This is a genomic window from Chryseobacterium sp. KBW03 (genome assembly GCF_003852415.1).
Taxonomy (GTDB): Bacteria; Bacteroidota; Bacteroidia; order Flavobacteriales; family Weeksellaceae; genus Chryseobacterium; species Chryseobacterium viscerum.
In genome coordinates this window covers 1-12,765 of record NZ_QAJO01000015.1, presented here as the reverse complement: position 1 = coordinate 12,765, position 12,765 = coordinate 1, and the positions used below count along the sequence as shown (strand labels likewise).

At 34.9% G+C, this 12,765-nt stretch carries 10 protein-coding genes; 2 read left to right on the top strand and 8 right to left on the bottom strand.

Annotated features, from left to right (window positions below):
* Nucleotides 1-27: 27 nt before the first annotated feature.
* The 3 genes from DBR39_RS22920 to DBR39_RS22910 are packed head-to-tail and all read right to left on the bottom strand — an operon-like array spanning nucleotide 28 to nucleotide 2,417.
* On the bottom strand, nucleotides 28-840 hold the full coding sequence (locus DBR39_RS22920; RefSeq protein ID WP_228447905.1) for a carboxypeptidase-like regulatory domain-containing protein: 813 nt from the start codon (nucleotides 838-840) through the stop codon (nucleotides 28-30).
* Between the two features lie 12 nt (nucleotides 841-852).
* Nucleotides 853-1,665, bottom strand: coding sequence for a hypothetical protein (locus DBR39_RS22915; RefSeq protein ID WP_228447904.1), 813 nt, complete (start codon nucleotides 1,663-1,665; stop codon nucleotides 853-855).
* Between the two features lie 5 nt (nucleotides 1,666-1,670).
* The gene (locus DBR39_RS22910) at nucleotides 1,671-2,417 is read right to left on the bottom strand and encodes a hypothetical protein (RefSeq protein WP_124537002.1); all 747 of its coding nucleotides are present in this window, start codon (nucleotides 2,415-2,417) and stop codon (nucleotides 1,671-1,673) included.
* Between the two features lie 182 nt (nucleotides 2,418-2,599).
* Between DBR39_RS22910 and DBR39_RS22905 the strand changes: the two genes are divergently transcribed.
* Nucleotides 2,600-5,740 carry a UvrD-helicase domain-containing protein gene (locus tag DBR39_RS22905; RefSeq protein WP_124537001.1) on the top strand — a complete coding sequence of 1,047 codons (3,141 nt, stop codon included), beginning with the start codon at nucleotides 2,600-2,602 and terminating at the stop codon, nucleotides 5,738-5,740.
* A gap of 123 nt (nucleotides 5,741-5,863) precedes the next feature.
* On the top strand, nucleotides 5,864-6,088 hold the full coding sequence (locus tag DBR39_RS22900) for a hypothetical protein (RefSeq protein WP_124537000.1): 225 nt from the start codon (nucleotides 5,864-5,866) through the stop codon (nucleotides 6,086-6,088).
* 139 nt (nucleotides 6,089-6,227) lie between these two features.
* On the opposite strand, the gene DBR39_RS22895 is transcribed toward DBR39_RS22900, so the two are convergent.
* The 5 genes from DBR39_RS22895 to DBR39_RS22875 all read right to left on the bottom strand — a co-directional run bounded on the left by DBR39_RS22895 (nucleotide 6,228) and on the right by DBR39_RS22875 (nucleotide 12,537).
* Nucleotides 6,228-6,737: a ferritin gene (locus tag DBR39_RS22895; RefSeq protein WP_109739280.1), complete on the bottom strand. Its 510-nt coding sequence runs from the start codon at nucleotides 6,735-6,737 to the stop codon at nucleotides 6,228-6,230.
* Nucleotides 6,738-6,864: 127 nt separating this feature from the next.
* The gene (locus DBR39_RS22890) at nucleotides 6,865-7,317 is read right to left on the bottom strand and encodes a hypothetical protein (RefSeq protein ID WP_124536999.1); all 453 of its coding nucleotides are present in this window, start codon (nucleotides 7,315-7,317) and stop codon (nucleotides 6,865-6,867) included.
* Nucleotides 7,318-7,504: 187 nt separating this feature from the next.
* Nucleotides 7,505-8,458 (bottom strand): hypothetical protein, encoded by a 954-nt coding sequence (locus DBR39_RS22885; RefSeq protein ID WP_124536998.1) that lies wholly within the window; start codon nucleotides 8,456-8,458, stop codon nucleotides 7,505-7,507.
* Nucleotides 8,459-8,597: 139 nt separating this feature from the next.
* Nucleotides 8,598-11,249, bottom strand: a complete 2,652-nt coding sequence (locus tag DBR39_RS22880; protein ID WP_124536997.1) for a 4-alpha-glucanotransferase — start codon at nucleotides 11,247-11,249, stop codon at nucleotides 8,598-8,600.
* Between the two features lie 124 nt (nucleotides 11,250-11,373).
* Nucleotides 11,374-12,537 (bottom strand): T9SS type A sorting domain-containing protein, encoded by a 1,164-nt coding sequence (locus DBR39_RS22875; protein WP_124536996.1) that lies wholly within the window; start codon nucleotides 12,535-12,537, stop codon nucleotides 11,374-11,376.
* Nucleotides 12,538-12,765 lie beyond the last annotated feature (228 nt).

The following is a 12,765-nucleotide window of genomic DNA, read 5'->3' as shown; positions in this document are numbered from 1 at the left end:
AGAACAGAAATCTGAAGGCGCGTAGAGCTACTTTTGCTGCTGTTTCAATCTTTCAATAAAAAGAGGTGCTGTTTCTTCTAGCCTTAGCATGACACCGGAAAGGTTTCTTGCTTTCACATAAGTTCGTACCTGCGGTTTCGCCAAAAATGAAAACTGGATAAATTCTGAAATCCTATCAGCCGGGATTCCTGCTTTTACAAAGTAATCATCATCTATCCTGTTCCGAACCCAGGCAATATGTTCCTGGAGATCATCATATTTATATTGTCTTTTCTGTCTTCTCGCTTTACCGCTTATCAGATCATATACTCCCTGAACATTCAGGTTTCCCAGAAGTATGGGTAAAAGAACACTTTTCACTTCCGCAGGCTTTTCTCTCATTTTACCCACCGGCTGTGGCAGACCTACAGCATCTCTTACCTGTTCTCCTTTGTCTACTTTTGCCACAATTCGGGAATCCACTTCCAGATCTCCGGTGAGTTTTTTAACGATCTTCACTTCCCCCACATCTCTCGGAATCTGATAAAGAGTAATAAACAGCGGTGAATTGATACCATTGGTAAGAACTCTTCTGGATGTTCTGTTGAACTCTTCTTTTACAAATCTCAGCTCATCATTAGGACTGGCTTCAATAGAAAAAATTCCCTGTGCATCAGAATATACTTTCTTGTCGGTAGACATGTTGATAACGATTACCTTACTTAAATCTCCACCAGCTTCATCTACTATTCGTCCTGTCACGGTCTGCTGAGAAAAGATAAAAGTACTGCACAGCATCATAAGGAAAAGAAAAATTTTTCTCAGCCTCAATGCTTCGATATTTTTAGTGAAATAATTCAATTTTTATAAAAGTTATTCTTGAGTTCCTTCTAGTTTATTCGTTTTACTGTATTCTGCGAATGCTACTTTAAGCTCATATTCTACATCATTTATCTGAAAATCTTTCCTAAATCTTTTTGCTAGTGAACGTGTTTTTTCTGCATAGAGAAGAAAACTATCAATCTGCTCTTCGTCCATCCCATATTTTTTCAGGAAACTCAGATTGATCTGATTTTTTACTCTCTTAAGAAAATCCTGAGTTTCATTGTAATTGGCCTTGGTAATTTTAGGTTTTGTTGCTTTTTTTACCAAACCAGCTACAGCGCTCAACACTCCAAGCACATTTACCTGCCCTGCATTAAAATCATGCCCTGTAAAAGTTTTTGATATGGTATTATTTGGGAGAGCCTGAATAAGGGGACTCTTCATATAACTCTCCAGATCTGACTTTAATGACTGAATTTTTCGGGATTCATTCAAATGCTGATTATCTTTAGCCAAATTTCCTGTAGGTTTGTATGTTATTTTTACCTCAGGAATCTGGATCTCCATTCTCTTCAAAATGATATTCAACGGAGCATTCATGTCTTCTCCGGTAATTTTTCTATCAACACGGTAATACCCTTCTTTTACAAATCTGATCTCATCATTTTCTTTTGCTTCGATCTCAAACCTTCCGGACATATCACTTAACATGCTTTTGCTGTTTGAGATATTAACAACCAACACAGGAGTTAAATCCAGTTCATTTCCTGTAATGACTTTTCCTGATATTTTTTGCTGGCCCCACAATCCTGAAGCGATACAAAAAATCACAAGAAGCAAACCTTTTTCGATACGTATCATCCCCATTATTTTTGAGTTTGTGGAGTACGGTAGGATGAGATTCTTGTCAGAACAAAACGTTGAAACCTATACAGATCCGCATCACTGCAGAATCCATATTTCAGGATTTTTTTTCTTTCAAAACCGCCTGCAAAAACGTAATAAATAAAATGGTCTATCAGAGGTTTTTCTATTTTAAGATTGGTAAAATACTCATCTCCAAGACTCGCTCTGATGTATTTCATCAAATCTACATCATCCCATTTATCTTTTACTTTCCCAATAGAAAATCCTTGCCCTTTCGGCTGTACAAATTCTCCGGGCCTCGCCGCCAATATTCTTGGGTCTGATTTCTGAGCAATATACTGATCAATATCTTTAATCAGTTTTTCTACTTTCTTAGGCTTATTGTAAAGTTTTGAGTCTATTTTTAAGTTTCCGGTAAGGCCTTGCTTTACTTCAACTTCAGGAATCTGAATAGTTTGCCGTACAAGGCTTACATTCATGGGAGATTGGGTATTTTCCTGAGAAACTTTTCTTGCCAAACGCTCATATCCTGCTTTTATAAAGCGTAACTCATCTCCTTCTCTTCCGGAAATCATGAAATGTCCATCCCTATTTGAAACTACTATTTCGTCTGTTCTGATATTGATTACATTGACATCCTGCATTTCAGCACCGCCTTCGGAAGTAATCTTACCAAATATATAACTTTGAGCATGGGTTTGAATAAAAAAGATAAAGGACAAGAAAAGGAATAGTTTAAGTTTCACAGGCTATTTTTTATAAAGCAAAGCTAAAATTATTTTTAAGTTCTACCATAAGTTTAACCACAGTTAACGCGTTTTAATATTTCTTTTTGATTTTTGCCTTGTAAACTGTTAAATAGGCCGATTAAATTGTTAAAGTTTCTTTCAAATTTTAGCTAACTTGCAGTCTCAATCCTCTTTTAACAATGCAAAATTCTTACACAGTCATCAATGCTTCTGCCGGATCAGGGAAAACATACGCCCTGGTACAAAGACTTCTGATGATCTGTCTCCGCTATCCTAATCAACAGCAGTCGATCAGGAATATTCTCGCACTGACTTTCACCAATAAGGCAGCCAACGAGATGAAGGAAAGAATTTTATCCTGGCTGGGAAATTTCTCAGCAAAAGAGTATGCAGAGAATACAGATCTGAAAAATATTCAGAAAGCATTTGAAGAACAAGGTTTAAAAATAACGATCGATGATCTTCATGAACGTTCTAAAAGGCTATTGGACTATGTTCTCCACAATTATTCCACACTGAATATCGGAACGATTGACCGTTTTAATTCAAGACTGGTAAGAAGTTTTTCATACGAATTGGGACTTGCTAAAAATTTTAATCTTGAAATTGAAGCGGAACCTTTTCTAATAGAAGCTGTTGATAAAATGCTGGACCAAATTGGTGAAAACGAAACGATCTCCAATTCTTTCATGGATTATGTAGACTACAGTCTTGAAAATAATGAAAGAATCAATCTTAATAAAAACCTTTATGATTCGGCAAAAGAATTTGTGAAGGATATTCATTATGAACATCTGAAAAGCAATAAGAGTTTTGATGATGCCAATTATGAAGATATAAAGAATACACTTCGTAAAGAAATTGTTTTAAATAAAAAAAGTTCCGCAGAGCTGGCTGCCAGTTCTATTGAATTGTTCAAATCGAGAAATATAGAGATTGAAGATTTTGCCCAGGGAAAAAACGGAATCGGAGGTTTCTTTACTAAAGTGACCGATTTTTATCAACAAAAAAGACCAGGGTTTCCTTTTCCTACCACCCAGGAAGAATCTGTTATCAACAATTACAGGAAAGGAGCTTCTTCAAAGTCAAAACATAAAGAGTCTGAGATCTTTGAAATCCTTGATGCGCTTCTGGACAACAGGATGAAACTTATCCTTCTGTACATTGAAACGCAGAAGAAAGAGAAAATTTTGTCTGCTCTTCTTCCTTTAAAGGTTAATAAAGATATTCAGGACGAACTTCAAAAAATTGAAGAGGAAAATGATCTTGTTCTTCTTTCCAAATTCAATATCCTGATCAATGAAAACCTCAGAAACGAGCCTTCAGCTTTTATCTATGAAAAAGTTGGTTCACAGTTTCAACATTATTTCTTTGATGAGTTTCAGGATACTTCAGAACTGCAGTGGCAAAATTTTGTCCCTCTGAGGGATCACAGCGTTTCTACAGAATATACTTCATTTACATTGGTTGGCGATCCCAAGCAGAGTATTTACCGATTCCGTGGTGGAGAAAGTAAACTGATGCTGGATATTATCAACAAAAAAGAATTTTCACCAAAGGAAGCGGATCTTCTTGTCTTAAAGGATAACTGGAGAAGCGCCAGAAATATTGTACAGTTCAATAACGAACTGTATCGATATCATTCTGAAGGCCTGCTGGAAGAGCATAAGAATATTTTCGGGGCAGATGCTGAGCAAAGTCCAAAATCAAAGATTGATGGGCGTGTAAAGGTTAATCTGATCGAAAATCTTACGAATGAAGAGTTTTACAATGATACTTCGGAAAGAATGCGGAAAGATATTCAGGAGTGCCTGAATAATGGTTTTAAGTTTTCTGATATCACCATTCTTTGCCGTGGGAATTTTGATATTTTCAGCTATTCTCAAAAACTGGGAAATTTAAAAGTCAATTATCTTGGTGAGGAAACCAATATTAAAACAATTTCTGATAAGGGTCTTACACTGGAACTTTCTAATACGTTAAAAGCTGTTATTGAATTTCTGAGATGGGAACTCAATCCTAAGAATAAACCTTGTCTGATCATGATGATGTATCATCTGAATACAGTGGGGAAAATTACTATGCCGGATTTCACTTTAGAAATGAAAGAAATTCTGGATATTGAAGGCCATGAAGAAATACTTCAGTTTATTCAGCAGAAATATTCGCTGCGTCTTAAACAGGATAATTTCCCGAGATTCAATCTGTATAATTTTATTGAATATTACATCAATGAATTCTCTGTTGAAAACAAGGAAACTGACTTTCTGATGAACTTCCTCGAGATGCTTTTCAATTTTACACAAAATGCAGGTGCCAGTACCAAAGAGTTTCTGAAATATTGGGATGAAGAGGCTTCTTCGTATACCATTCAGGCTTCAGAAAACATTGATGCAATTCAGATCATGACGATTCACAAATCTAAAGGGCTGGAGTTTCCTATTGTTTTCATCCCTATGATGAACAAAAACCGGGATAGTGAATTTACCAACTGGTTTGATACCAATGAAAACGAAGCTTTAAAATCAGTCAACATCAACCAGTTCAGTAAAAATCTGGAAGCTTATGATGATGAAATTCTGTTTTTCAACACTAAAAACGCTTATAAAAACCTGATTGACAGATTGTGTCTGCAGTATGTTGCTACCACAAGGCCTGTTGAGCAGCTGTTCTTCTATCTTCAAAAAGCCAATAAAACGTCTAATAATCTTGAGCTATTGGAATTCCTTCAGACAAAAAATTCAGAACAAGCTGATGAATTTGACGTGTATGACGTAAATCCTGAGATGCTGAAGAAACATTCTAAAGATAAAAGCTCACCTTTTAAAACCCAGAATATACAGAATCTGAAGAACGTCAATGAGAAAAGTACTTCCATCAAGATTGCTACTCCTTCTAAAAATTACCAGGTGCGAAATGAAAAGGTAAGAATCGGGCTTTTCGTACATGAACTTTTATCGAAGATCAATACTGAAAAGGATATTACAAAGGTCCTGGAAGGATACGCACTGGAGGGTCAGATTACATTGGAGGAAAAAAATGAAATACAGATTACGCTACAGGAAATCGTCCGAACCTACGCAGAATTCTTTGATGAGAAGTGGGAAGTGATCAACGAAAAAGATATTATGATCTCTGAAAATGGAGAAAGTCATATATTCAGACCTGACCGTATTTTAAAGGGTGAAGAGGGATATATCATTGTTGATTTCAAGACTGGTGAACAGAAAACCAAGGATGAGGCACAGGTAGAAGGGTATAAAAATATCCTTGAACGTCTGGGTAAAAAAGTTATTAAGACTCAGATTATTTATCTATAATATTTTCAATTATAACATTATCAAAAGGTTTATATTAAAAACTGTTTTAAATATAAAAGGTTTTATTATTTTTATTAACGATGAATACTGTCTGATCAGTTATTTGTTTTGATCACCAATACCATGAAAATATATTTAATATCCTTTGTTGTAAGTCTTTTGATTACGTCGGTTTCTACAGTGCTTACCTATCATATTATAGATGGTTTTGACCCGCCTGTCACAGAGGATGGACGTCGGTATATGCCAACTGAGAATATTGTAAAATCTTTGTTTCTGAGTTTTGTATTAGGAGCATTTGTTTTTATTACCTCAGTCAAAATACAAAGAAAGAAACAGAAAAAGTAACCTTCCCTATTACACTATCAATTTTAATCAAAATAATAGATATTCAGTATTGGCTAATGCCAGGAGTATTTTTTATTGAAAATAAAAACCGCTATTCCAAAAGGAGAGCGGTTTTATATTTTGAAAAGAATTTTCAATCTTAAACTGTTGGAGTCGGAGTAAATACTCTTTGAGACAATTCCTGATCAAAAAGATATAATGCTGATGGATTATCGCATACCATTTTGATTTTTGTTACATACTGAGAAGCGCTTGCTTCTTCTTCTACCTGCTCGTTGATAAACCACTGCATGAATGATGTTGTTGCAAAATCTCCTTCCTCGTTAGCATTTTTTACAATATTGAAAATACTTTTAGTTACGATTTTCTCATGAGCCAATGCTTTCTCAAAAATATCCGTTGCACTTTCGAACTCATGTGGAGGTTTTGGAATTTCCCCGATGATAATTTCCCCGCCTACGTCATTCAAATAATCAAACATTTTATCGGCATGCATCAATTCTTCTTTGCTTTGTACTCTGAAATAGTTGGCAATTCCATCCAAATCTTTTCCGGAAAACCATGCAGACATTGACAGATAATATTGAGCGGCGTATTGTTCGTGGGCAATTTGTTCGTTAATTAATTTTGCAATTTTTTCGCTAACCATAAGTATTAAATTTATAGTCAAAAATAAGGAATAAAAGCCCGAAATCAAAGGTTTTAAAGAAAATTAATACAAAAAGGATGGAAAAGCATCCATCCTTAATACATTAAAAAAATAAAATTACAGGCTGTTATTTTACTTCAGCAGTCCCTGTGTTCATCGGCTTTTTCATCATTCTTCTTTCTTTCATTGCCATTTTCATTTTCTCTGCTTTTGCATTTCTATCAGCCTGCCATTTATCATATTGATCAGGGGTAAGAATCTTCTTCATATCTGCGTCCATTTGTGCTTTCTTGGCCATCATCTCCTGCATTTTGGCTTGTCTGTCTACTTTATTTTTTTCAAACTCTGACTTCATTTCAGCTTTTCTTTTGTCCTGAAGTCCTTTAATCTGAGCTACCTGAGACTGATTAAGATTAAGGTCTTTTTGCATCTGGTCTAAGCGCTCCTGTTGTTTCTGCTCCATTCTCTGCTTCATTTCGGCGCCTCTTGCCTGTCTGTCCTGTGGAGTTGTATTGGTCTGCTGTGCCATTGCAAAACTTCCCATTCCGATAAATGCTATTGCTAAAACTAATTTTTTCATCTTTTTTAAAATTTAATTAATTGTTATTTTGTTAGTATACCTTTTTGATTATGAATTAAAACATAAGTTAAATTGATAAATTAATAATTAATGTTAAATTTTAATAAAAATAAACTAAAAAATAATAAAAAAAAGGGCAGATTATAAAAACCTACCCTTCACACCACTTAAATATAATATATGAAAATTAATTCCTTACTAAACTGCCTCTAAAACCACCGCCACTATTACGGTTTTCCTGTCTTGGAGCTGAATTTTCAGATTTTTGTCTGAAACCACCGCCATTATCTTCTCTTTTGGGCGCTTCTCTTCTTACCTCATTGTTTCCTCTGAAACCACCTCCATTGCTATTTCTAAAGCCTCCGTTATTATCCGAGTTTCCTCTGGTTCCCCCATTATCAGAATTTCCTCTGAAGCCACCTCCATTATTATCTCTGAAGCCTGAATTATCACGAGTTCCATTATTACCACGGAAGCCTCCTGAATTACCATTTGTTCTTGTATTTTTGAAACCGTTGTCTGCTCTGCTGTCTCTTCTGATCACATCAAAAGTAGGGTTATCCATTCTGCGGAGTCTTGATCTGTCTACTCTGTAAATATTGATATTGATATTTCTATATCTTGGCATCACAGTATATCTCGGTCCATAATATGTTCTTCTGTAATTCTGGAAATAGACGATTGGGCTTGAACCTCTGTAATAGTTATTTTGAAAAACAACAAATGTTCTTGGTCCTAAAATTCTTTCCATCGCATAAAACCTATCGTAATACCATCTGTCCGGATTATATCTGTAGAAATTATTCCACGTTGTAAAACTGGCGTACAGATTATTGAGTCTCATGATCTGATCTACCTGCCAACGGCTTAATCTGTTCTGTACAAAAAATCCGTTCCAGTCGATATTGACAATACTATTTCTATAATCGTTATAATAGCTCTGATAATAATCAGTTGGATAATAATCCTGAGGATAATTGTAATAATAATCATCAGGGAAATAATTTTTGTCATCTTCATCGCTATAATAGCCTTCTCCATTCTGATAATAACCGTCATCACCCCAACCATTATTCGGATATTGCTGAGCTGACGTCAAAACGCCTAACCCAAAAGCTAATCCCAAAAGTATTTTTTTCATCTCTATAGTCGTTAATTGGTTAATATATAACAGAATATCTTAATTCTATCTTTTGGATACAAATAAAAAAAAGAAGTTAAATCGTTAGATCAAACTTCTTTTAAAATATTATTAACTAATTGATAATCAGGTGTTAAATTTACACTCTTCCACTATCTTTTATCCAATGGGCTATCTTTTTATTGAAAGATTCCTTGTTTTTCAGGTCTTCCAGCTTTATATGCATCCTGTAACGCCAATAGTGAGGGAAAACTGCAGGATTATTGATCCTTTCATTATCTATTTTTTTATTGGTAAGCTCCGGATCTGTTGCAAGAAATTCCTGGATTGGGAAAATAGCCAGCATTGCATCGTTATATAAATGCTGCTTCATAATAATCTCCGCAAGATGAGGATTAAGATCCGCAGGTGCTTTTCCGTACTGTACCAGCTGTTGATTGAAATATCTTTGTGTAAGTGCAGGATCTTCTTTCCACCACTGCCTCAAAGTTGAACTGTCGTGCGAAGAAGCTGTAACCACATTCATATAGCTTGCACTCTTAGGATTATAGAACGGAATATTTTCAGAAGGCATTCGCTGTACCTTCAAGGCTATAATTGCTAATTCGTCCATTACCTCCGGTACACAGGCAGGAACCATTCCAAGGTCCTCTCCACAGATCAGCATTTTGGTAGCATTCAGGATTACCGGAAGTTTTTCCATGGCTTTTTCAAACCATAAATGATCCTGTCTTCTGAAGAAGTAGTCGTGATACAGGTCATAAATACTTTTCTGTTCAGACTCCGGAAGATATTTATAAGATTCTGTGTTGTACACATTGAATCTAGGATGATAAACCGTCTTCCCATTTCTTTCCTCTGTCAAAAACAAAACATTGGCACATAAGGAAATTAATTGCTCTTCAAGCTGGCCGTATGATTTTTTCTTAAAGAAATTAACCAGTTTTCTCTGGGTATCAAATTCTTCTTTAAATGAAAAGGTTCCATCATCGTTGCGATTCATAAACTCAAGAGCTTTCTCACTGTCTTTTCCAAAATGATCCCATAAGATCTTATTATTGATAAAAGGCTTACAATACCTGTCAACATTAAATGGAATCTGCCAAGCTTTAAATTCCTCCGCTACAATAGGAACAGCCGGGTAAAAGTATCCCAAAATTCCCTGTACAGCAGAAATAGGCATTCTCCATATTCTGAAGAACCCTAAAATATGATCAATCCTCATAGCATCAAAATACTGCTCCAATGCTTTGAACCTGTTTATCCACCATCTGTAACCGTCTTCCTTCATGGCTTCCCAATTGTAAGTAGGGAATTCCCAGTTTTGGCCCAATTCTGTAAACTGATCTGGTGGGGCTCCGGCCTGGAAATCCATTCCAAATAATTCAGGCTCTGTCCAAGCTTCCACAGAGTGTCTGTAAATTCCTATCGGAAGATCTCCCTTCAACGAAATTCCCAGGTTATGAGTATAATCAACAGCATCTTTCAGCTGTACATGTAATTGATATTGTACCCAGGCATGAAGCATTGAGATATCATAATCTTTATTTTTCGTTGTAAAGAACTGTGATATTTTTCCTGCAATATATTTTTTGTGAGTCTTCCAATCATTGAAATTGGGAGTTTTATATTTGTCCCTCAATACACAGAATGCCGAGTAAGGAACAAGCCAATGCTCATTATCTTTAATAAACTTTTTAAAGTTTCTGTCTTTATAAATTTTATCTTTTTCCGTATTGAAAACTGCTCTCAGATATTTCCACTTACTTTCGATCATTTTTTCATAATCAACCAGATCTAAAGCATTTAAAGTCTCTTTTTCAGACGAATACTCATCAACTAATTCTTTAGGTAAAGAATAATCAAGCTTTTCTATGGAGATATATTGTGGATGTAAAGCATACACAGACACTGCCGCATAAGGGTAAGAATCTGTCCATGAATAATTAGCTGTTGTATCATTAATCGGAAGGATCTGAATAATACCAAGGTTGGTTTCTTTCGTCCAATCGGCTAATTTTTTAATATCTGCAAACTCACCTACTCCGAACCCATCTTCACTTCTCAAAGAAAATACAGGTACAGCAACACCGGCGTCGTGATACATCTGATATCCTTTGAATCTAAAATAATGATTGGAAACAATCTGCAGGACATCCGCTAATGGATTAGCAACCGTAAATCTGTTTTCTCCGGTTTCTACATCAATAACTCTATTTTCTTTGGTGTCGTAAAGACAGTATTTAAACTGGATAAATTCATTTTCAGGAATTTCAACAGAAGCTTCCCACATTCCAAAATCTGTCTGATTCAAATGAATGACTTTTCCATAATCCCAATGTCCTAAAGACGCTGTACTTCCAAACAATACGACTCTCCAGTCCGGATTATAAATAGGAGCTTCTATTCTGAATAAATGGGTATGTTTTTTTAAAACAGTTATTTTTTCAGGAACAAAATCATGCAGCTTATTGTAGAGGATTTTATTGTTTAAATAATTCTCGGGGAAATTTTTATTATTCCATTCGTCAACAATAATAAATTCCTTATAGTTATGTGGAAAACTAAGATGATGCGGAACAAATTCTTCTCTTAGTACATTTCCTTTTTCATCTACAACACGATATTGATAAGAAACGGATTTTGAGAAATTATCTACCTCACATTTCCATAATCCATTCTCTGCATAAAACATAGTATGGATATGTACTGCAGCCCCATCTTCTCCAATTACCAACTGTAAATTTTCTCCAGCCTTTACAATATATCCTACATTAAAGTATAGTTTCATCAATATTTTTTTATAAAAATACATTTTAATATCGAAAAATAAAACTTATTGAATATCAAATAATCATTAAAAAACCTTCTCAAAATGATTAGAGAAGGTCTTTATATACTGAATGTATGTTCAATTATTTTGTTACAAGAATCTTCTTATTGAGTATTACTTTACCAGATTCATCAACGATATTTACAATATAAGCACCGCTTATCAATCCTTTAAGATACACCTTCTGATCAGACGAACTCTCTTTTATAGACAAATTCTCAGTCATTACATTTTTACCTGACATATCAAAAATATTCAACTTGATATTGCCTTTGATATTATTATTTACATGAACATTGATAAAATGCTCATCCACTTTAGTAGGATAAATATCCAGATTTGACAGTGTATTGACTGCAGAAGCTTTATCATTTACAAAGTACTTACTTGCCAAATCATAAATATGAAGTCCCTGCTCTCCAGGGATCTGCTTACCTTGTAAAGTCAGCAAATCTACTTCATACAGAGCAGCACCTTTTGCACTTGCTACCACTACTTTCCCCTGACTGTTTACAGCAGCTCCATTTACAGAATAGTTATCTGGAATACCTGCGATTTTACCAACAAATTTTGCCTTTAGATCCTTTGTCAGAACTTTGAAAACGTTCCCTGAAGCAGCAAAAATGTAGAAGTTATTCTCTGCATCAGCGATCATATCTCCCCCAAAACCAGTTTCCATAGCAGTAAACGAATTTCTACCGTTAGAAGTATCATCTTTAATAATTCCAAGATCATTTACTACATACTGTCCATTTTTCTTACTGATTTCCAAAAATTGTGTCCCTGCGTTATTAACAGCATAAATATTTCCATTATATCCTGTTGCCATTCTTGTAATATGAGAATTGATATCACAGGATGTTACTCTTGCAACATTATTCTCTACCAATGTAATCTCTTTAGTCTGAGGATTTAAAACATAGATATTAGAAGAAAACATAGGCATATATACAAGGCTGTTATTAGATGAGTCATAAGCCAGCGCTGCTAAAGTTACCGCCTGAGAATTGCTGTAAGAATTTCTGTCTTCAGCTACAGCCCCTCTTCTAGTTTGTGAAAATACTTTTGCAGAAGAATCAGTCGTAAAAATTTTGTCTCCTGAAGTTCCATTTATAGCATCAATGGTACGGAAATCATTGAAATTAATACTTTGAGTCTCTTTTCCTGTTATTGCATAAATATCTTGCTGTGCTTGTGCATTCACACCTAATAGCAGTAAAAACAAAGGGAATAAATGTTTTTTCATATTATATATTTTTAAATTCGTAATTATTTTAACATTACTAAGTTACACAATTTTCAAATTAAAAAACAAGAAATCCCTACTATTTGAATAAAGTAGAGTAAAACGGGGTTGTATAAGGAAATAGTTTTATTGAACGACTCGTTCTATTTCAGAAGCTTGATCCCGCTATCCATTCATACTCCTCACGTCAGTGCGCTGCTACACTTACACCCCACCAACTCTCCAACT